This is a genomic window from uncultured Sphingosinicella sp. (assembly GCF_963974575.1).
GTDB lineage: Bacteria > Pseudomonadota > Alphaproteobacteria > Sphingomonadales > Sphingomonadaceae > Sphingosinicella.
The window spans coordinates 229,679-247,901 of sequence record NZ_CAXBBQ010000001.1 but is presented as its reverse complement, the minus strand read 5'-3'; the positions used below and the strand labels follow the sequence as shown (position 1 = coordinate 247,901).

The window sequence follows — 18,223 nt, the reverse complement described above, 5'->3', positions numbered from 1 at the left end:
GCCCCCTGATGCTCATGCCGTCGTCTTGGCATCATAGGCGCATTCGCTCACCACAGGGCAATGCCAGCATTCGGGCTTTCGCGCCTTGCACGTGTGGCGGCCCAGCAGGATCAGCCAGTGATGCGCGTGGCGGCGGTAGGGCGCGGGAATCGCCTTCTCCAGCTTGAGCTCAACCGCGAGCGGCGTTTTGCCGGGTGCGAGGCCCGTTCGGTTGGAAACGCGGAACACATGCGTGTCGACCGCGAAGGTTTCCTCGCCGAACGCCACGTTGAGCACGACATTCGCGGTCTTGCGCCCGACGCCGGGCAGCGCCTCCAGGCTCGCCCGGTCGCGGGGCACGTCGCCGCCGTGCTTTTCAATAAGGATCGCCGAGAGCGCGATCACGTTCGCGGCCTTGGCGTTGTAGAGGCCGATCGTCTTGATATGCTGTTTCAGCCCCGCCTCGCCGAGCGCGAGCATCGCGGCGGGGTCCTGCACCTGCTGAAACAGCGCCTTCGTTGCCTTGTTGACCCCCGCGTCGGTCGCCTGCGCGGACAGCACGACGGCGACGAGCAGCGTGTAGTCGTTCACGTAATCGAGTTCGGTTTCCGGGGTGGGATCGGCTTCGGCGAGATGGTCGAAAAATCGCGTGATCGTCTGCGGCTTCATGTCTCCCCGCCTACCGCACCCGCGCGCGCATTGGTAGAGTAGAGACCCATGACGACGCTCGACCTGAAGCTGATGCCTCCGCCGCCGCTCGGCGCGCGCCCGGCGCTCTGGATCGTCGGCGGCACGGCGCTCGTCATGCTGCTCGCCTCGGTGCGTTTTATCATGCTCGGCGCGTGGCCGATCCTGCCGTTCGTGGTTGCTGACCTTGCGCTGCTCGTCTGGGCATTCCGCGCGGCGGCGCGCGCCTCCCGCGCTTATGAGCGGCTGCGGCTCGATGCCTCGGGCCTTCTCTACAGTCGCGTCGCGGCAGACGGCAGCGCGCGCGAGTTCCGGCTGGAGCCGCTGTTCACCCGCGTCGAACTGGAGGCGCTGAGCCCGCCCGAAAACCGCCTGTGGCTCGGTGAGCGCGGGCGTCGCCTGCTCATCGGCCGCTTCCTCACCCCGCGCGAGCGGCAGGAGGTCTATGCCATGCTGAAACGCGCGCTTCCGGGGCGGTAGCTAGCCGAGCCCGAGCACCGCGTTCATCGTGTAGCGTCCTGCGGGCTTCCCCGCGAGCCACAGCGCCGCGCGCACGGCGCCGCGTGCGAAGATCTCGCGCGATTCGGCGCGGTGGCCGAGTTCGATGCGCTCGCCGTCCGCCGCCAGGATCACCATGTGGTCGCCCGCCACCGATCCGCCGCGCAGCGCGGCAAAGCCGATCTCGCCCACCTTGCGCGCCGCGTCAGCGCCCGCGCGGCCCTTCACGGCAGCGTTCGCCAACTTGACCCCGCGCCCGGCGGCGGCGGCCTCGCCCAGCATCAGCGCGGTGCCGGAGGGCGCGTCAACCTTGTGGCGGTGGTGCATCTCGGCGATCTCGATGTCCCAATCGTCGCCGAGGCGGCTTGCGGCCTCCTTCACCAGCGCGGCGAGCATGGTGACGCCAAGGCTGGTGTTCGCGGTCTGCAACACGGCAATCGTCTTCGCCGCTTCGTCGATGAGCTTGTGGTGCTTGGGTGTCAGGCCCGTCGTGCCGATCACGATCGCGCAGGCGGCATCGCACGCCGCGGTGAGGTTCTCCTCCAGTGCGTCCGGTATCGTGAAATCGACGAGCACGTCGGCGCAGTGCGCGAGCGCGAGCGTGTTCGCGCCGATGACGAGGCTCGGCGCGATGCTGCGGCCCATCGCGGGGTGCCCCGGCTTCTCCGCGGCGCCCGCCAGCACGGCGTCTTTCGTGGCGAGCACCTGTTCGATGATGCTCTGCCCCATGCGTCCGCCCGCACCGAGAACGCCGATCCGTGCCGTGCCGCCGCGCTTCGCCATAAACCTTGAACCCCTTGAACGCTGATGCGAAGGCGTATCTCTGGCCAATCGGGGAGCGGTGCGCAAGATCATGCGGGCAGCGGGGTTTCAAAGCATCGTCGTGCTCACGGGCGCGGGCATTTCGGCGGAAAGCGGTGTGCCGACCTTCCGCGGGCCGGATGGCCTGTGGGAAGGCCACCGCGTAGAGGACGTGGCGACGCCGCAGGCGTTTCGCCGCGATCCGGTGCTGGTGCAGGCGTTCTACGATGCCCGCCGTGCCGCGCTCGCCCGCGTCGCCCCCAATCCCGCGCACGCGGCGCTTGCCCGGCTCGATGCGCAGTGGCCGGGTGATCTCCTCATCGTCACGCAGAATGTCGACGACCTCCACGAGCGCGCGGGCGCGAAACGCATGGTGCACATGCACGGCGAGCTGAAAAGCGCGCTCTGCCTAGCCTGCGGCGAACGGCAGGAAGCACCCGAAACCCTGTCGGACGGTCCGCCCTGCACCCGCTGCGCCGCGCACGGGCGCCTGAGGCCCGATATCGTCTGGTTTGGCGAGATGCCCTATCACATGGACCGGATCGAAGCGGCGCTCGCCACATGCGACCTCTTCGTTTCGATCGGCACTTCGGGTGCGGTGTATCCGGCGGCAGGCTTCGTGCAGGGCGCCCGCTACGCCGGCGCGCATACCCTCGAAATCAATCTCGATCCGTCCGAAGGCACGCACTTCTTCGATGAAGCTCGCCACGGCCGCGCGGGCGAACTCGTGCCCGCGTGGGTGGACGAACTCCTAAAGCGCTGAATCCTCGATTCGGTGCATGTCGTCGTCGGAAAGCCCGAAGTGGTGCCCCACCTCGTGCACCAGCACGTGCGTCACGATATGCTCCAGGCTCTCCTCGCCCTCGGCCCACAGGTCGAGCATCGGACGGCGGTAGAGATAGACCGTGTCGGGCAGCGCGCCCGAAACATCCACGGAGCGCCCCACCGCATGGCCCTGATAGAGCCCGAGCAGGTCGAACTCGCTTTCCAGCCCCATGTCGCGGCACACCTCCTCGTCGGGGAAGTCCTCGATGCGCAGCACCACCGCGCCAAGGTGTGCCTGAAAAAGCTCGGGAAGGCGTTTGATGGCTGTACGCGCCAGGGCTTCGATGTCATCCAGCGAAGGCGCGAAGGTTTGACGAACGCTCATGCCTCAAGACATAGGGTGGCATACCCCGCCGCGCCAGCCGGAGGACAGCGATGGCGAAGAAACTTTCCCAAGCCGAACGTACGGCGCTGCTCCCCGATCTTCCCGCGTGGACTCTGGATGCGGCGCGAGACGGCATCACCCGCAGCTTCCGCTTCAAGGATTTCTCCGAAGCGTTCGGCTTCATGAGCCGCGTGGCACTGCTCGCCGAAAAGGCGGACCACCACCCCGAATGGTCGAACGTCTGGAACCGCGTCGATATCCTGCTCACCACGCACGACGCAGGCGGGCTTTCGATGCGCGACATCGAAATGGCGAAGGCGATCGACGCGCTTTAGGCCTATTCCGTCACCGCGATGCTTTGCCCGCGCACCGGTTCGCCATCGCGCACCGGCCGGCCGTCCACCAGCATGTCATGGAAGTTCGCGGGCAGGCCCGTGCCGCCGTCGGCGAACGTCGCGCCCGTCTGCAGGTGGAAATGGATGTGCGGTTCCGATGTGCGCCCGCTGTTGCCGCACAGGCCGAGCGGCTGCCCCGCCTTCACGGTGTCGCCCGCCTTCACCTTCACCGTGCCGTTCTGCAGATGCGCAACGAGCGCGTGTTGCTCCGGCCCCACGCGGACGATTACGTGGTTGCCTGCGGCCTGCTTGGCGCTGATGTCGCCGATCGGCATGTCGGGTAGCCCATCCACCGCCTCTGTAACGACGCCTTCCGCCGCCGCGAGCACCGGCTCATCCCAGCAGTAATAGGACGCGTGTTCGTTCGCCGGGCCGGAGAAGCTCTTGCCGTCCTTCACCACCAGCAGGTCGAACGCATAGGTCTGCGCGGGGGCGACCATGTGGTAGTTGCGCGCAAGGTTGCGTCCGCCCCAGAAGGTGAACCATTCGCCCTGGCGCGGCGGCGCAAAGGGCGGCCGCACGGCCACGCCTGCCCCCGCGGAGAGCGCTGCGGGCGGCGGTGCGGAGGGCTGCACGGTCGCGGCGACCACAGTGCCGTTCTCGTCCCACACCACCATGCTCATCGCGGCGGGTGCGCGCTCATAGGCGGCAAGCCGCTGGTAGAACGTCAGCCCGTTGATGGCCATTTCCACCTCGTCGAATACCTGCGTCTGCTTGCCCATCTGCCCTGCGACGGCGGCGGAAAAGGCCGCAGGCCCGCCGCCGGCATCGATCCGCGCCTTCAGTTCGGGGGATGCCGTCGCCGCAAGCGCGGCCACGCTCTCGGGCGATGACCAATCCGAAAGCGCGCGCCCCCGCTCGGTGGCGGATTGGGGCTGGGCAGTGCCTGCTGCGGCCATGGCGAGCAGTGCGGCGATCATTGCGTGCAAAACAGGACTCCTTCACAGGTTCGAAAAACGGTCGTGGCTTTCGAGTTCGGCGGTCATCGCCTCAGCGCCGCGCCGGTTCAGGCGAATGACCCAGATCATTGCGGTCGCCGTCGCTGCGGCAAGGGCGATCACGAGCGGGCGCCCGCCTGGCGGCACCTTCAGGAACGCGCTCAGGTAGATCGTCGCCATGCCGGGCACCATCGGTCCGATGTACCAGCGCGCGACGGATGCAAGCGCGTCGCGTTCTCGCCGAAGGGTGTCGCGATAGGCTTCGATGCTCGGCCGCGCGCCGTCGATCGCGGCCCGCCCACCCGTGCGCCGATGAAGCTGCCACGCCACAACGCCGCCGCCGATCCCCAGCAGGATCAGGCCGATCGAACCCGTGCCGAACGCGCCGAGCCGTATGTCGAGGAGAACGAGGCCCACAACAGCAACGATCATCATCGCGGCCGTCAGATACTCGATGAGGTTCCGCCGACCCAGGCGGCGTTCGAGCGCGGCGTGCCGCCGGTGAATCTCGTCTGCGGGCAGCACGCGCGGCTGCACGGCCTGCGCCTTCCACAATGCGCCCATTGCGTTTGTGTCGTTCGTGTCGGTCACGGCCGATTCCCTTCCGCGAATTGGCGGGCGAGCAGCGCCTTGATGCGATGGATGCGCGTGGCGACTGCGCCCGGTGTCAGCCCGGTGATCTCTGCGCTCGCGGCGGCGTCCACCTCTTCAAGGTGAAGCAGCAGCACCTGCCGGTCGATGGGTCGCAGCCGCCAGATCAGCGCATAGAGTCTCTCAAGCGTCGCCCCGGTGTCGGCGCGTTCCTCCGGCCCTGCGCGGCCGTCGGCGATGTCGATGCCGTCAAGGTCCACGAAGGCGCCGGGCTTCGCCCGCACAGCGCGGTGCACATGCCGCGCGCCCACGTTGTGCGCGATGCGGTAAATCCATGTGGAAAGGCTGCACTGCCCCGCGAAGCTTGCGAAACTCCGCCAGAGCTGCAGGTGAATCTCCTGCTCCAGATCCTCGCGCAGCGCCGGATCCGCCTCATAGCCCGCCGAAAGCCGCGCAATCATGCCGCCATGCGCCGCTGCCGCGTCCGCATACAGCGCATCCTGCCGCTCGCCCTGGCCTACTGGGCCGCTCATCCAAAAACTCCACGCATGGCTCGTGAAGGGACAGTCGCAGCGATGCGGGATGTCTTACAAAGAAATTCGCCGTGGAGCGGCGGCCTCCGTCAAAGAGGCGCGTGCGGCCTAAATCGCAGCCTTCAGCTTCGCCACCAGATCGGTCTTCTCCCACGGGAAGAAGTCGCCCTCCGGCTTCCGCCCGAAATGCCCGTAGGCGGCGGTGCGGCTGTAGATCGGCTTGTTGAGGCCCAGGTGCTCGCGGATGCCCTTGGGCGTCAGGCGCACGAGCTGCGGGATCACCGCTTCCAGCTTCGCCTCGTCCACCGTGCCCGTGCCGTGCAGGTCGACATAAAGCGACAGCGGCTCGGCGACGCCGATCGCGTAGGAAAGCTGGATCGTGCAGCGCTTGCCGAGCCCGGCCGCAACGATGTTCTTAGCCAGATAGCGCGTGATGTACGCCGCCGAGCGGTCGACCTTCGTCGGGTCCTTGCCGCTGAACGCGCCGCCGCCGTGCGGGCTTGCGCCGCCGTAGGTGTCCACGATGATCTTGCGCCCCGTGAGCCCCGCGTCGCCGTCCGGTCCGCCGATCTCGAAGCGGCCCGTTGGGTTCACGTGGATCGCGGTCTTTTCGGTTACGAAGCCGTCCGGCAGCACGTCCTTGAACACGCCCATCACATAGTCGTGCAGAACCTTGAACTTCTCCGGGTCGCCCTCGCCGCCGTGCCAGAAATAGCCCGGCGCGTGCTGCGTCGAAACGACGAGCGCGGTCGCTTCCACCGGCACGCCGCCCGCGTAGCGCAACGTCACCTGGCTCTTGCTGTCCGGCTCCAGAAACGGCGCCGCGCCCGAGTGGCGGTCCGCCGCCAGCCGCGCAAGAATCTTGTGGCTGTAATCCAGCGTCGCAGGCATCAGGTCGGGCGTCTCGTCGGTCGCGTAGCCGAACATGATGCCCTGGTCGCCCGCGCCCTCGTCCTTGTTGCCCGCCTCATCCACGCCCTGCGCGATATGCGCGGATTGGCCGTGCAGGTGGTTCTCGAAGCGGAATTGCTCCCAGTGGAAGCCGTCCTGCGCGTAGCCGATGCGCTTCACCGTCTCGCGGACAGTCGTCTCGATCTCGTCGAGCGCGCCCGGCACCCATGCGCCGTTTTCGTACACACCCTTGCAGCGGATTTCGCCCGCCAGCACGACGAGCTGCGTCGTCGTCAGCGTTTCGCAGGCGATGCGCGCTTCGGGGTCTTTCGACAGGAACAGGTCGACGATCGCGTCTGAAATCTGGTCGGCGACCTTGTCGGGGTGCCCTTCCGAAACCGATTCGGACGTGAAGAGATAGTCGCTGCGCGCCATGCATCTTTCCTGAAACAGCTCTTGGACGGTTCCGCTCTAGCGCCGCTGCGCGGCCTGCGCAAGCGGACATAAAGAATCGTTTATGTCTGTTCGGCGCGATTTCGCACGTATTCCAGCGCCTCCGCGCGTGCCGTGTCGTCGGGCAGCGCCCTGAACGCGGCGATGAGCGCGCGTGTCTGGTCGTGCGCCGTCGGTTCGGCCTCAAAGGGCGCGGCAGGCTCGGCAAGGCGCGGCGCCGTCGGTGCGGCCAGCCCCTCGAAGAACCAGTCGATGCCGGTGCCGAGCCGTCCGGCGATCTCGAACAATTTGCTGGCGCTGATGCGGTTGCTGCCGTTTTCGTATTTCTGCACCTGCTGCGCGCTGATGCCGAGGTCCGCGCCGAGTTCGGCCTGCGTCACCCCGCACGCCGTGCGGCTTTCGCGCAGGCGTTTGCCCACGTGAAGGTCGACAGGGTGGACGGTCTCGTTCGACATGGCTCCGGCGGGTGAGATACAACCATAGCGGGTGTATTTGCATCCGTTCCGGCGTGCAAGCTGTCAGCGCTTTCCAAGTCTCCAGCCCAAAAGCATCAGCATTGCGGCAAGCAGCAGCGGCAGGATGCGCCCCGCATGGCTGAACAGCGTCGGCGCGTTCGCCTCCGGCAGCCGCGCGTCGATCGTGCCCGCCTGCCCGCGCGGCATCGAAGCCGTCACGCGGCCGTTCGCGTCGATCACCGCGCTGATCCCGGTGGGGGTGGAGCGCGCCATCGGTAGGCCCTCCTCGATGCTCCGCAGGCGCGCCTGCGCAAGGTGCATTTCGGCGCCCGCGCCCGCGAACCAGGCGTCGTTGGAAACATTCAGCAGCCACGCCGGGCGGTATCCGGCCTCGGTCACGCGGCCGTCGAAGATCACTTCATAGCAGATCAGTGGGCCGACCGCCGGGAAGCCGCTTGGCAGCGGCAGCGTACGCGGCCCCGGTCCGGGCCAGAAGTCGAGTGCGCCGGGCGCGAGCCGGTCGAGCCCGATCGCGTTGAGCAGCGTGCGCGCGGGCAGGAACTCGCCGAATGGCACCAGCCGTTTCTTGTCGTAGCGCGCGAGGATGGCGCCTTCGCTGTCGAGCACGAACAGGCTGTTGCGCGCCGCGATCGCGGTGCCGTCGTCCGTGCGGATCGCTTTCAGCGCGCCGAGCAGCATTAGGTCGTTGGGGCCCAGATGCGCGCCGAGCCTCCGCCGCATCGCGGGCATTTCGTCGAGCAGGTCGGGGATCGCGGCTTCTGGCCAGATGAGCAGACGCGCCGCGCGTGTCGGTGCGGGCGACAGCTTCAGATATTTGGCGGCCGCGCGCGCGACGCCGTCTTCGGACCATTTCTCGTCCTGTCCGATGTCGGCCTGCACGATGTTGAGGCGCGTGGTCGTAAGCGGCGTGGGCGTCCTCAGGGGGATCAGCCCGGCAAGCGCCGCCGCCGCCGTCAGCCCGATGATCGCGGCGCCCGCGCGCCATTGCCGCTCAAGGAGGAGAGAGAGTCCGCCCGCCGCCAGCAGGATCACAGCCGAAAGCCCGAGCCCGCCGATAAGCGCCGCACCCTGCCCCAGCCCCGCCATCGGCAGCGCGACCGCGCCGAGCGGATTCCACGGGAAGCCGGAAAAGAGAACACCGCGCAAGGCCTCCGCGATCGTCCAGCACCCCGCGAAGCCCAGCACCCGCGGCAGCCCCGTGCCAAACCGTCTCGCCACCGCGACCGTTATCGCCGGGAACACCGCGAGGTAGGCGGACAGCAGCACCACGCCGATCCATCCCGTCCACGCGGGCATGTCCTGCTGATACTGAAACGCCTGCGCGATCCAGTGCGTCCCCAGCAGGAAGTGCCCGAACCCGAACACCCATCCCGCCTTCGCCGCCTGACGCAGCGTCTCGGTCGTCGCGGTTTCCCGGATCAGCCAGGCGATCCCGATCAGCGTCAGCGGCCAGAGATTCCACGGCGCAAACCCAAGGCTGCTCGCGATTCCGGCAAGGAACAGGAGGCCAGCCCGCCCCGCGGGATGTCTCACGCGCCGCGGGCCGCGGCCGTAACCGCTGCTGGCGGATACGCGCGCACGCGCTCGATCTTGCGCTCGTCGCCGGCGGTAACCTCGAACGACCATCCGCCCGGATGCTCCACGATCTCGCCGATCGCGGGGATATGTCCGGCAAGCATGAACACCAGCCCGCCCACCGTATCGACGTCACCGTCCGCCGCCTCCGAAAGCGGCGCCCCGGTCGCCTTCTCCAGCGCCTCGATATCAACGCGCGCGTCCACCTCGAAGCCGCCGTCCGGCAGCGGCGTGATCGCTTCGGCCTCTTCCTCGTCGTGCTCGTCAGAAATGTCGCCGACGATTTCCTCCACGAGATCTTCGATGGTCACGAGCCCGTCGGTGCCGCCGTATTCATCCACGACGATCGCCATGTGCGTGCGCCCCTGCCGCATCCGCGCGAGCAGATCGAGCACGCGCATAGCGGGCGGCACGAACAGCACCGGCCGCAGCAGCGTTTCGGCATCGACCACGGCGCTGCGGCCTTCGCCCGCGATCACGGCGTAGACATCCTTCACGTGAATCATGCCAATCACGTCGTCGAGCGATTCGCGAAAAACCGGCAGGCGGCTGTGGCCCGCATCGACGAAGGCTGCGACCAGTGTCTGGAAATTGTCCTCGACATCGCAGGCGATGATCTCGCCGCGCGGCACCATGACGTCACCAACGCGCCGTTCCCCGAAATCCAGCAGATTCCGCAGCATCAGGCGTTCGGTTTCGGAAAGATCGTCGCCTTCGGGGGTGTCGCCGGCGTGGTCCTCGAGGGCTTCCTCGATGCTCTCGCGCAGCGTGGCTTCGCCGCCACGGCCGAAGATCAGGCTCCGCAAGGCGCGGAGAAGGGGTCGGAACGGCTGGTCGCCGCTGCTACTCGGAGGTTCGTCGCTCATCGTTTCCCAGCCGTCATGCCTCGCCGGCGTAGGGGTTGGCAATCCCCAGCGATGCAAGCGCGCGGCGCTCCATCTCCTCCATCGCGTCGGCTTCGGCCTCCTGCTCGTGGTCGTAGCCCACGAGATGCAGCAGTCCGTGCACGATGAGATGCGTCGCATGATCGGTGATCATGATGCCGCGCTCGGCGGCTTCGCGCGCCACGACGCCGTCGGCGAGCACGATATCGCCGAGCAGCACTTCGCCGTCGTCGCTGTTGGCAAGGCTCTCCAGCAGGTCTGCCTGCACCATCGGAAACGACAGCACGTTCGTCGGCTTGTCCTTGCCACGGTACTGCGCGTTCAGCGTCTGCACCTCGTCGTCATCCGTCAGCCGGATCGAGATTTCGCAGCAGAAGCTCGCATCGATAAGACCCGCGTAGGGGGTCTCGGCGAGCGCGGTGCGGCAGGCGGCTTCGGCAAGGGTCGTCCAGTCGGCGTCCGGCCACGCGCCGCCGGCTATGCCTGCGGCAACGTCAAGCATTGGGGCCTTCGTAGGCCTCCACGATGCGACCGACGATCGGGTGGCGCACGACGTCGGCGGCGCCGAAGCGCACCACGGCGATGCCATCGATGCCTTCAAGGCGCTGCGTGGCGTCGTTGATGCCGGAACGGCCCGGGTTCGGCAGGTCGATCTGTTTCGGATCGCCGCACACGACCATGCGGCTGCCCTGCCCAAAGCGGGTGAGGAACATCTTCATCTGCTCGGGCGTCGTGTTCTGCGCCTCGTCGAGGATCACGAAGGCGTTGGCGAGCGTGCGCCCGCGCATGAAGGCGATGGGGGCGATTTCGATCTCGCCGCTGGCGATGCGCCGCTCCACCTGCTCGGAGGGCAGCATGTCGTAGAGCGCGTCGTAGAGCGGGCGGAGGTAGGGATCGACCTTCTCGCGCATGTCGCCGGGCAGGAAGCCGAGTCGTTCGCCCGCTTCCACCGCCGGGCGCGACAGGATCAGCCGGTCGACCGAGCCCGCGATCAGCTGGCTCACTGCCTGCGCCACCGCCACATAGGTCTTGCCGGTGCCGGCAGGGCCAAGCGCAAAGATGATGTCCTGCCGCGCGAGCGCTTCCATATAGCGGAGCTGCGTCGGCGAACGCGGCACGATGGTCTTGCGGCGCGTGCGGATGATGATCGGTGAGCCGCCACCGTCCTCGGCGCGAACCAGACCCTCCAGAGACGGATCCTGCGACAATGCGAGCGCGCCCTCCACATCGCCGATATCGACGCCTTGCCCAAGCGCGAGGCGGTTATAAAGCCCTGTCAGCACGTCGCGCGCCCGTGCCGCCGCGTGCGCCTCGCCTTCGATCGAAAGCCGGTTGCCGCGCGCGGCGATATAGACGCCAAGGCGGTTCTCGATAGCGATCAGGTTCTGGTCGTACTGGCCGAACAGTGCGCCGAGCAGTTCGGCGCGGTCGAAATCCAGTTCGAGTCGGACACGGTCGTTGGCGGCGGGCGGGGAGAGCGGAGCGGATTTTTTTGCCATCGTCAGGCAGCTTCGGCGAATGCGATGCGTCCTGCAAGACTGTTCGCGAAGGCGCCCTCAATCTCCACCGTCACAATGTCTCCGATGTGTGTGCCAACCGCATCGACATACACGGATTGCAGCCACGGCGACTTGCCGATCAGCTGCCCGTCGCGCTTGCCGGGGCGTTCCAGCAGGATGGGCATGGTGCGGCCGAGCGCGGCGCGGTTGAACGCGAGCTGCTGTTCCTGCACCAGCGCCTGCAGCCGGTGCAGACGGTCCGATTTCACGTCCTCGTCGATCTGCCCGTCCATCTCCGCTGCGGGCGTGCCCGGGCGCGCCGAATATTTGAACGAATAGGCCTGCGCGTAGTTTGCCGCGCGGATGATCGCGAGCGTTTCCTCGAACTCGGCCTCGGTCTCGCCGGGGAAGCCGACGATGAAATCGCCCGAGATCGCCATATCCGCCCGCGCGGCGCGCAGCTTCTCGATGATGGCGAGATAGGTCTCGGTCGTGTGCGAGCGGTTCATCGCCTTCAGCACGCGGTTGGAGCCGGACTGCACGGGGAGGTGCAGGTAAGGCATCAGCTTGGGCGTGGCTGCGTGCGCATCGATCAGCGCATCGGTCATATCGGCGGGATGGCTCGTCGTGTAGCGGATGCGCGCGATCCCCTCGATCGCCGCCACCTCGGCGATGAGCGCCGCGAAATCGGTATGGTCGTGACGGTAGGCGTTGACGTTCTGGCCAAGCAGCACGATCTCGCGCGCGCCCTCTCCGGCAAGACGCCGTGCCTCCTCAAGAATGGAGGCGGCCGGTCGCGAAACCTCGGCGCCGCGCGTATAGGGCACGACGCAATAGGTGCAGAACTTGTCGCAGCCTTCCTGGATCGTCAGGAACGACGAAGGCGCCGCCTTGCGGCGCTTCCCGAGCGCTTCGAATTTCTCCAGCGTCGGCAGGTCGGTCTCGACCGGTCGCTCCTTCGCCCGCGCGATCAGATCGGGCAACCGGTGATAGGCCTGCGGCCCTACAACGACATCGACCGACGGCGCGCGACGTACGATCTCTGAGCCTTCGGCCTGCGCCACGCATCCTGCGACCGCCACGATCGGCTTTGGCCCGTCGCGGTGTTTCAGGCGGCCGATTTCCGAATAGACCTTCTCGCTCGCGCGCTCGCGGATGTGGCACGTGTTGAGCACGACGATGTCGGCATCGTCCGCCGAAGCGGCCTGCGTGTGGCCTTCCGCCTCCAGCAGTTCGGCCATGCGCTCGCTGTCATAGACGTTCATCTGGCAGCCGAACGTCTTGACGAAATAGGAACGGGGATCAGACACGCCGGGTCCGGATTTCAGTTTGCCGGCTTCGTCTTGAGCGGGCGGCCGTAGAGTTCCAGCCGATGATCGACGAGCTCGAAGCCGAGGCGTTCGGCAATGAGACGCTGCAGCTCTTCGAGCGCATTGTCGTGGAATTCGATGACCGCGCCGGTTTCAACATCGATAAGGTGATCGTGATGTTCCTCGGGGGTCGGCTCATAGCGCGAACGCCCGTCGCGGAAGTCGTGACGTTCAAGGATGCCGGCCTCTTCGAAGAGACGCACCGTGCGATAAACGGTGGCGATGGAAATGCCGGAATCGATCGCCGAAGCACGCCGGTACAGCTCTTCCACGTCAGGGTGGTCGGCCGCATCGGAAAGCACGCGCGCGATCACGCGCCGCTGCTCTGTGATGCGGAGGCCGCGCTCGGCGCAAATGGCTTCGATATCGATCTTTGTCATTGTCGGAGTTTAGGCGCGGAAACAGGGACGGACAAGTCCGTCCCTGTCCCTTCAATGCCGTTGAATGCGGCGGCTCGCGCTACTTGCGCTTGCCGGCGCGCTTCGTGCCAAGACCGATCTTCTTGGCGAGCGCCTGGCGCTGCAATGCATAGTTGGGAGCGACCATCGGATAGTCGGCGGGAAGATTCCACTTCGCGCGATACTCGTCCGGGGTCATGTTGTAGTGCGTCATCAGGTGGCGCTTCAGCATCTTCAGCTTCTTGCCGTCTTCAAGACAGATGACGTAGTCCGGCTTGATCGACGCGCGGATAGAAACCGCGGGCTCTTGCTTCGGCTTCGCAGGCTCCACCACCCCGCCAAGCTTTACAAGCGTCGAATAGACGTTCTCGATAAGGACCGGCAGGTCCGAAACCGCCACCGTATTGTTCGCGACATGCGACGACACAATGTCTGCCGTAAGTGCAAGTAGTTCCTGATGATTATCGCTGTGTTCGTTCATAATTCCCGATGACCCCGACCGTTTTTGTTGTTGGTGCCCGGATTTATGTAGCGTTCGGATGATTTTCGCAAGATTTAACGTGGTTTGCGGGCGCGCGAAATATCTAGAGCGTCAGCGCCATGGTCATTGCATCGAAACGCAAATGATTCTCACCTACGTAATAATCTTTTCTCTGTCCGACGCAGATAAATCCGTGACGTTCATAAAGCCCGCGTGCAGCATTGTTACCTGAGCGAACTTCCAGAAACATGCGCCGGACCTGCGCGTGTTTCGCAAGATCAATCGATCTTTTCAGAAGTTCTGTTCCGATACCCTGCCCGCTGCGCAGGGGCTCAACCGCGATCAGCAGAAGCTCGCAGTCCTCGGCGGCAAGGCGCGTCAGCGCGAAACCGGCGGGGACGCCGTCCGCCACCGCCATTTCGGCGCGCGTGCCGGACATCGCGAGCGTGCCGAGCAGCTGGCTACCGTTCCAGCCCTCGCCATACTGCGGATCGAACGCGCGCGACATCAGCGCCGCGAGCGCGGGGACGTCGTCGATCGTCACGGCCCGGTAGTGCCTCATGCCGGCAGTTTCGCATCAGGCGCGCGCACATAGAGCGGTGTCGGCGGCAAGCTGCGGAGTTCTGGCGGCAGCAGCCTCACATTGCGTGCATCGGGGGGCGCCTCGGAAAGGATCGTCGCCGTGCTGCCGGCGTCTCTCAGCAAGGGTGTCCCCGTTCCCGCAAGAGTCCCTGCGTGCACTGCGACGACGGTGATCGGCCGTGCGGCGGCAGGCGCGGCCGGTTTCAGGTCTCGATCGAAGGTTTGCACGAACACCTCACCGCGCCCGGCGTCCATCACGACGGTGAGCGGCGCGGCATCGTGCGTGGCCAGCACAGTTGCAGCGATCAGCACCGTCGATGAATAGCCGTAAACCGGCACGGCCCAGACGAGCCCGAAACCCCGCGCTGCGGCGATGCCGACGCGAAGCCCGGTGAAGCTGCCCGGCCCCACGTCAACGGCGATGGCGCGGGGGCGCCTGCCCGCCTCGGCAAGCACGGCCTCGACAAGCGGCACAAGCCGCTCGGCATGGCCGCGGCCGATGATCTCGTGCCGCGCTGCAACGATGGTGGTCCCGTCGATCAGCGCGACCGAACAGGCGGCTGTGCCGGTTTCAATGGCGAGCAGCATCAGATGATGGACGCGGCCTCTTCGAACGACAGGCGCGGGCTGCGCGGGAACAGGTCCTTCTCGGTGCCGTAACCGACCGAGCAGATGAAGTTCGTTTCGATGTCGGTGCCCGCAAAGAAGGCCGCATCGACCTTCGCCTTGTCGAAGCCCGACATGGGCCCGCAATTCAGGCCGATCGCGCGTGCGGCGATGATGAAATAGGCGCCCTGCAGCGATGAATTGCGGAACGCTGTTTCGCGAATGAGCGCATCATTGCCGGTGAACCAGCTGCGCGCATCGGTATGCGGGAAAAGCTTGGGCAGCTGGTCGTAGAACTTCATGTCCATGCCGATGATCGCGGTCACCGGCGCTTGCCGGATCTTCGGGGCATTGTTGCCCGATGCGCAGGCGGCGAGCTTTTCACGCGCTTCCGCGCTCTTCGCGAACACGATCCGCGCCGGCTCGCAATTCGCCGACGTGGGGCCCATGCGCATCAGGTCGTAGATGGCGCGCAGCTGCACGTCGCTGACCGCGCGGTCAGACCAATCGTTATGCGTCCTCGCGCTGCGGAAGATAAGGTCGAGGTCGCGGTCACTCAGCAGATGATCGGTCATGGGGGGGACTCCCTGTTTTTATCGTCGCCGCACCGATCAGACGGCGCGGACGTCCGTTACTTCAGGCACATAGTATTTCAGAAGGTTTTCGATGCCGTTTTTTAGTGTTGCGGTCGATGACGGGCAGCCCGAGCACGCGCCCTGCATCTGCAGGTAGACGACACCTTCGCGGAAGCCCTTGTAGATGATGTCGCCTCCGTCGTTCGCGACCGCGGGGCGGATGCGCGTTTCCAGCAGGTCCTTGATCTGCACGACGATGTCCGCGGTTTCGGGATCGTCCTCGATTTCGTCTTCAGCAGTGGCGTTTTCATTCAGCAGCGGCGCGCCGCTCGCGAAATGATCGACGATGATGCCGAGCACCTGCGGCTTCAGCTCGCGCCAGTCGCTGCCGCCTTCGGCGCGCGTCACTGAGATGAAGTCGCTGCCGAGGAACACGCCGGTCACGTCGCCGAGGCTGAACAGCGCGGTCGCGAGCGGCGAGGCTTCGGCGGCTTCAGGCGAACTGAAATCTATGGTTCCCGAAGGCATCACGGCGCGGCCCGGAAGGAACTTCACGGTTGCGGGATTGGGTGTGGCCTGGGTTTCAATGAACATGGTTGGAATCCTTGGGGGTGGGAGTCCTGGGGCGAGTGTCTTATTCCGATACGCGTCTCATGTGGCGTGCCTTGCCCGCCGGATCAAGCCAGACGGTCAAGCGCGTCTGGATCGAGGCCCCCCGGAACGATCACCACCACGCAGGGAAGGTTGCCCGCGCGTTCGCCCGAGAAGTGGCTGACGAGCGGTCCCGGCGCGCCCTTGGCGGCGGCGCCGAGGATCAGCGCGTGGACATTGTTTTCGGTGAGCATCTGGCTGACCTCATCGATCGCCTTGCCCTCGCGAATCACGAGCGCCGGACGTTGGCCCGAAAGCGCCATAACCTCTTCGGCTTTGCGGCTCAGCAGCGCTTCGGCCGCTTCCTGTGCCTCGGCGGCGATCATGTCCTGAAGTCCGCCGGAAAGCAGAAATTCCGGCTTGGGTACGATATGCGCGAGCATGATGTTGCCGCCCGTCATCTTCGCGCGGAGTGCGGCATAGCGCATGGCGAGCGCCGATTCGTCCGTGTCGTCGACGACGACGAGGTAGTTGGGCTCCGTCATCGCGCAAGGCCTGCCGCAAGCGTGCGCAGCGATTCGCGCCCGCGCATCAGGAAATAGCCCTGTTCGACGAGATCCTGCCGACCGACCCCGAACGTCGGGCGCTTTTCGGAAACGGCATCCAGTGCCTCTGTCGTTTCGGCCCACGTCGCGGCGAGCTGGCGCTGACCGATCGTCGTGCCGAAATCCTCGCGAAGGCCACGCATCAGCATGGCGGCGGCATAGGCTGAACCGCGGACCTCGTTATACTGTGCATCGGCGCTGCCCGCGCGGCTGTCGTCGATCATGCGGTCGACCGCGCCGGCCTCCTCGCCGAGCGCGGCGTGAAGGCTGAGCAGGGCGAGCCGGAGTTCGCGTGCATCGCCCTCGTCCGGCGCTTCGCTTTCGGCGACCGCACGGTTGTAGCGCGCCAGCGCATCCACCGCCTCGCGGTAGCGGCCTTCTGCGGAACCGCCGATGAAGGGGAAATCGCTGTGCAGCCAGCCGCGCTCCGGCGCTGTCTTCAGTGCGTCCGCCGCTTCGCTGAGCTCGGGGTCACCGCCGACGCCCTGATCGAAGCTGGTGACGAATGCGCTGATCGCCGAATGTTGCCCGCGCTGGAAGGCGGGCATGTCTTCGAGCAGTCCCGTGGGGCGCAGCAGGCTGTCGTTCGGTGTCCAGCCCTTGTCCAGCGCCCGATCCAGCAGCATCGCGGCCGTCGCGACCGCAACGCTTCCGCCGGGCGGCAGCACCGTCGTATCCGGGCGCACGGTAAGATCAGCGCGCGTGTCCGACAGCAGGCTGCCGAGGACGCCCCAGTAGAGAATTGCCGCGAAGAACGCGCCGAGAATCAGCAGCATCCAGCGCGGCATCGCCGTGAACCGTCCGATGAGACTGGTGCCGCTCGCGTCCGCGCTGGCGGCTGTAACGGGATTCACCGTCTGGCGGCGGAAGATGTCAAATATACCCACGCGTTGTTCTTAGAACATCGCGGGCAAATGTGGGAACCGGTTTTGGGCGATGAGCGCTGCAGCAGGGAAGGCCCTGTCGCAGCGCGATCGCTTAGTAACCGCTTTTCTTCTGGTCGATCTTCACGCGCACGGTCTGCCCGGAATTGCCGGGGAAGCCCTGGAACATCGCCTCTACGAGGTTGGGCACCAGCTTGGTGAGGTCGGACGAGCGCGTCGTCGATTCGGCGCGGCCCTCGAACACCGGGGTGCCGTTCTTGCGCACGATGTCCATGTCCAGGAACGAGCGGTAGACGGTGTAGCTGTAAACCTCGGTGCCGCCGCCGAAGCCCGGGCCCCAGAAGGGATCGTAGAACGAACCCCAGTAATAGGGGTGATAGCGATAGCGGCTGTAATAGGGCCAGCCCCAGCCGCCCCAGCCGTAGCCCGCGCCGAAGCCGGTGTAGCGGGTGTCGATCTTCTCGCGGCCGTCGTTCACGCCATAGTCGAGCTTGACGACAAGCGTTGCCGCCTCGGGCGAGGCCGCGCGCTGATAACCCTGCTGAACGAGGTTATTCTCGACGTACGACGCATATTGCGCGAACTCGAGCCCGCCCGCGCGCGCCGGGTCTCGCGCTTCAATCGTGAAGCTTTCGCCCGACGGCGCCGGCAGGCGCTGGAAACGGGAAACATCGGCAGTGAAGGGCGTCGTGCAGGCGGCAACCAGCGCCAGCAGCCCCAGCGACAACAGGATCTTCGGCAGTTTCATGCTCATCACCTACGGGCTTTCTCGTTCGCACCC

25 protein-coding genes are annotated in these 18,223 nt (G+C 66.2%); 3 read left to right on the top strand and 22 right to left on the bottom strand.

Annotation, left to right across the window (positions count from 1 at the left end):
- Positions 1-12: 12 nt before the first annotated feature.
- Positions 13-648 (bottom strand): endonuclease III, encoded by a 636-nt coding sequence (gene nth, locus AAC014_RS01315; protein ID WP_339703216.1) that lies wholly within the window; start codon positions 646-648, stop codon positions 13-15.
- A gap of 48 nt (positions 649-696) precedes the next feature.
- Between nth and AAC014_RS01310 the strand changes: the two genes are divergently transcribed.
- On the top strand, positions 697-1,146 hold the full coding sequence (locus AAC014_RS01310; protein WP_339703213.1) for a DUF2244 domain-containing protein: 450 nt from the start codon (positions 697-699) through the stop codon (positions 1,144-1,146).
- Here the strand turns inward: AAC014_RS01310 and dapB are convergent, their stop codons facing one another.
- Positions 1,147-1,947: a 4-hydroxy-tetrahydrodipicolinate reductase gene (gene dapB, locus AAC014_RS01305; protein WP_339703210.1), complete on the bottom strand. Its 801-nt coding sequence runs from the start codon at positions 1,945-1,947 to the stop codon at positions 1,147-1,149.
- A 70-nt stretch (positions 1,948-2,017) separates the two neighbouring features.
- Between dapB and AAC014_RS01300 the strand changes: the two genes are divergently transcribed.
- Positions 2,018-2,728 carry an NAD-dependent deacylase gene (locus tag AAC014_RS01300; protein ID WP_339703951.1) on the top strand — a complete coding sequence of 237 codons (711 nt, stop codon included), beginning with the start codon at positions 2,018-2,020 and terminating at the stop codon, positions 2,726-2,728.
- Here AAC014_RS01300 and AAC014_RS01295 read toward each other — a convergent pair.
- Complete coding sequence (locus AAC014_RS01295) at positions 2,717-3,115, bottom strand: metallopeptidase family protein (protein WP_339703206.1); 399 nt, start codon at positions 3,113-3,115, stop codon at positions 2,717-2,719. The two genes, AAC014_RS01300 and AAC014_RS01295, sit on opposite strands and share 12 nt — an antisense overlap.
- A 20-nt stretch (positions 3,116-3,135) precedes the next feature.
- On the opposite strand from AAC014_RS01295, the gene AAC014_RS01290 reads away from it, so the two are divergent.
- Entirely contained in the window at positions 3,136-3,450 is a 315-nt protein-coding gene (locus tag AAC014_RS01290; protein ID WP_339703949.1) for a 4a-hydroxytetrahydrobiopterin dehydratase, read from the top strand.
- Positions 3,451-3,452: 2 nt separating this feature from the next.
- On the opposite strand, the gene AAC014_RS01285 is transcribed toward AAC014_RS01290, so the two are convergent.
- The 19 genes from AAC014_RS01285 to AAC014_RS01195 all read right to left on the bottom strand — a co-directional run bounded on the left by AAC014_RS01285 (position 3,453) and on the right by AAC014_RS01195 (position 18,190).
- Positions 3,453-4,430, bottom strand: a complete 978-nt coding sequence (locus AAC014_RS01285) for a M23 family metallopeptidase (RefSeq protein WP_339703947.1) — start codon at positions 4,428-4,430, stop codon at positions 3,453-3,455.
- 21 nt (positions 4,431-4,451) lie between these two features.
- Entirely contained in the window at positions 4,452-5,039 is a 588-nt protein-coding gene (locus AAC014_RS01280) for a hypothetical protein (protein WP_339703203.1), read from the bottom strand.
- Positions 5,036-5,572 (bottom strand): sigma-70 family RNA polymerase sigma factor, encoded by a 537-nt coding sequence (locus AAC014_RS01275; protein ID WP_339703201.1) that lies wholly within the window; start codon positions 5,570-5,572, stop codon positions 5,036-5,038. Before AAC014_RS01275 ends, AAC014_RS01280 begins: the two co-directional genes overlap by 4 nt.
- Positions 5,573-5,680: 108 nt before the next feature.
- The gene (gene metK, locus AAC014_RS01270) at positions 5,681-6,898 is read right to left on the bottom strand and encodes a methionine adenosyltransferase (RefSeq protein ID WP_339703198.1); all 1,218 of its coding nucleotides are present in this window, start codon (positions 6,896-6,898) and stop codon (positions 5,681-5,683) included.
- An 80-nt stretch (positions 6,899-6,978) separates the two neighbouring features.
- Entirely contained in the window at positions 6,979-7,371 is a 393-nt protein-coding gene (locus tag AAC014_RS01265; RefSeq protein WP_339703195.1) for a helix-turn-helix domain-containing protein, read from the bottom strand.
- A gap of 63 nt (positions 7,372-7,434) precedes the next feature.
- Positions 7,435-8,925 carry an apolipoprotein N-acyltransferase gene (lnt, locus tag AAC014_RS01260; RefSeq protein WP_339703193.1) on the bottom strand — a complete coding sequence of 497 codons (1,491 nt, stop codon included), beginning with the start codon at positions 8,923-8,925 and terminating at the stop codon, positions 7,435-7,437.
- The gene (locus AAC014_RS01255) at positions 8,922-9,833 is read right to left on the bottom strand and encodes a hemolysin family protein (protein ID WP_339703190.1); all 912 of its coding nucleotides are present in this window, start codon (positions 9,831-9,833) and stop codon (positions 8,922-8,924) included. The genes lnt and AAC014_RS01255 overlap by 4 nt, the downstream gene beginning before the upstream one ends.
- Before the next feature lie 13 nt (positions 9,834-9,846).
- Positions 9,847-10,353 (bottom strand): rRNA maturation RNase YbeY, encoded by a 507-nt coding sequence (gene ybeY / locus AAC014_RS01250; RefSeq protein ID WP_339703188.1) that lies wholly within the window; start codon positions 10,351-10,353, stop codon positions 9,847-9,849.
- A complete protein-coding gene (locus tag AAC014_RS01245) occupies positions 10,346-11,350 on the bottom strand; it encodes a PhoH family protein (RefSeq protein ID WP_339703185.1) in 1,005 nt (334 codons plus the stop codon). The genes ybeY and AAC014_RS01245 overlap by 8 nt, the downstream gene beginning before the upstream one ends.
- Positions 11,351-11,352: 2 nt before the next feature.
- Entirely contained in the window at positions 11,353-12,660 is a 1,308-nt protein-coding gene (gene miaB / locus AAC014_RS01240; protein ID WP_339703182.1) for a tRNA (N6-isopentenyl adenosine(37)-C2)-methylthiotransferase MiaB, read from the bottom strand.
- A 14-nt stretch (positions 12,661-12,674) separates the two neighbouring features.
- Positions 12,675-13,100, bottom strand: a complete 426-nt coding sequence (locus tag AAC014_RS01235; RefSeq protein ID WP_339703179.1) for a Fur family transcriptional regulator — start codon at positions 13,098-13,100, stop codon at positions 12,675-12,677.
- 79 nt (positions 13,101-13,179) lie between these two features.
- Entirely contained in the window at positions 13,180-13,599 is a 420-nt protein-coding gene (locus AAC014_RS01230) for a MucR family transcriptional regulator (protein WP_339703176.1), read from the bottom strand.
- A 103-nt stretch (positions 13,600-13,702) separates the two neighbouring features.
- A complete protein-coding gene (locus AAC014_RS01225; RefSeq protein WP_339703173.1) occupies positions 13,703-14,161 on the bottom strand; it encodes a GNAT family N-acetyltransferase in 459 nt (152 codons plus the stop codon).
- Entirely contained in the window at positions 14,158-14,769 is a 612-nt protein-coding gene (gene tsaB / locus AAC014_RS01220) for a tRNA (adenosine(37)-N6)-threonylcarbamoyltransferase complex dimerization subunit type 1 TsaB (protein ID WP_339703170.1), read from the bottom strand. The genes AAC014_RS01225 and tsaB overlap by 4 nt, the downstream gene beginning before the upstream one ends.
- Entirely contained in the window at positions 14,769-15,362 is a 594-nt protein-coding gene (locus AAC014_RS01215) for a malonic semialdehyde reductase (RefSeq protein ID WP_339703168.1), read from the bottom strand. The genes tsaB and AAC014_RS01215 overlap by 1 nt, the downstream gene beginning before the upstream one ends.
- Positions 15,363-15,398: 36 nt before the next feature.
- Entirely contained in the window at positions 15,399-15,956 is a 558-nt protein-coding gene (locus tag AAC014_RS01210) for a NifU family protein (protein WP_339703165.1), read from the bottom strand.
- Between the two features lie 83 nt (positions 15,957-16,039).
- The gene (locus tag AAC014_RS01205) at positions 16,040-16,498 is read right to left on the bottom strand and encodes a universal stress protein (protein ID WP_339703162.1); all 459 of its coding nucleotides are present in this window, start codon (positions 16,496-16,498) and stop codon (positions 16,040-16,042) included.
- A complete protein-coding gene (locus AAC014_RS01200) occupies positions 16,495-17,445 on the bottom strand; it encodes a hypothetical protein (RefSeq protein ID WP_339703159.1) in 951 nt (316 codons plus the stop codon). Before AAC014_RS01200 ends, AAC014_RS01205 begins: the two co-directional genes overlap by 4 nt.
- Positions 17,446-17,536: 91 nt before the next feature.
- Positions 17,537-18,190, bottom strand: coding sequence for a DUF4136 domain-containing protein (locus tag AAC014_RS01195; protein ID WP_339703156.1), 654 nt, complete (start codon positions 18,188-18,190; stop codon positions 17,537-17,539).
- Positions 18,191-18,223: the final 33 nt, after the last annotated feature.

Excerpts from the sequence above, each read along its gene's own strand:
- AAC014_RS01295 (WP_339703206.1), bottom strand. The coding sequence starts at position 3,115 with ATGAGCGTTCGTCAAACCTTCGCGCCTTCGCTGGATGACATCGAAGCC.
- metK (WP_339703198.1), bottom strand. The coding sequence starts at position 6,898 with ATGGCGCGCAGCGACTATCTCTTCACGTCCGAATCGGTTTCGGAAGGG.
- AAC014_RS01285 (WP_339703947.1), bottom strand. The coding sequence starts at position 4,430 with ATGATCGCCGCACTGCTCGCCATGGCCGCAGCAGGCACTGCCCAGCCC.
- AAC014_RS01255 (WP_339703190.1), bottom strand. The coding sequence starts at position 9,833 with ATGAGCGACGAACCTCCGAGTAGCAGCGGCGACCAGCCGTTCCGACCC.
- ybeY (WP_339703188.1), bottom strand. The coding sequence starts at position 10,353 with ATGCTTGACGTTGCCGCAGGCATAGCCGGCGGCGCGTGGCCGGACGCC.
- AAC014_RS01225 (WP_339703173.1), bottom strand. The coding sequence starts at position 14,161 with ATGAGGCACTACCGGGCCGTGACGATCGACGACGTCCCCGCGCTCGCG.
- dapB (WP_339703210.1), bottom strand. The coding sequence starts at position 1,947 with ATGGCGAAGCGCGGCGGCACGGCACGGATCGGCGTTCTCGGTGCGGGC.
- AAC014_RS01245 (WP_339703185.1), bottom strand. The coding sequence starts at position 11,350 with ATGGCAAAAAAATCCGCTCCGCTCTCCCCGCCCGCCGCCAACGACCGT.
- AAC014_RS01205 (WP_339703162.1), bottom strand. The coding sequence starts at position 16,498 with ATGACGGAGCCCAACTACCTCGTCGTCGTCGACGACACGGACGAATCG.
- AAC014_RS01215 (WP_339703168.1), bottom strand. The coding sequence starts at position 15,362 with ATGACCGATCATCTGCTGAGTGACCGCGACCTCGACCTTATCTTCCGC.
- AAC014_RS01265 (WP_339703195.1), bottom strand. The coding sequence starts at position 7,371 with ATGTCGAACGAGACCGTCCACCCTGTCGACCTTCACGTGGGCAAACGC.
- nth (WP_339703216.1), bottom strand. The coding sequence starts at position 648 with ATGAAGCCGCAGACGATCACGCGATTTTTCGACCATCTCGCCGAAGCC.
- AAC014_RS01235 (WP_339703179.1), bottom strand. The coding sequence starts at position 13,100 with ATGACAAAGATCGATATCGAAGCCATTTGCGCCGAGCGCGGCCTCCGC.
- AAC014_RS01230 (WP_339703176.1), bottom strand. The coding sequence starts at position 13,599 with ATGAACGAACACAGCGATAATCATCAGGAACTACTTGCACTTACGGCA.
- AAC014_RS01300 (WP_339703951.1), top strand. The coding sequence starts at position 2,018 with ATGCGGGCAGCGGGGTTTCAAAGCATCGTCGTGCTCACGGGCGCGGGC.
- AAC014_RS01195 (WP_339703156.1), bottom strand. The coding sequence starts at position 18,190 with ATGAAACTGCCGAAGATCCTGTTGTCGCTGGGGCTGCTGGCGCTGGTT.
- AAC014_RS01210 (WP_339703165.1), bottom strand. The coding sequence starts at position 15,956 with ATGTTCATTGAAACCCAGGCCACACCCAATCCCGCAACCGTGAAGTTC.
- AAC014_RS01275 (WP_339703201.1), bottom strand. The coding sequence starts at position 5,572 with ATGAGCGGCCCAGTAGGCCAGGGCGAGCGGCAGGATGCGCTGTATGCG.
- AAC014_RS01310 (WP_339703213.1), top strand. The coding sequence starts at position 697 with ATGACGACGCTCGACCTGAAGCTGATGCCTCCGCCGCCGCTCGGCGCG.
- tsaB (WP_339703170.1), bottom strand. The coding sequence starts at position 14,769 with ATGCTGCTCGCCATTGAAACCGGCACAGCCGCCTGTTCGGTCGCGCTG.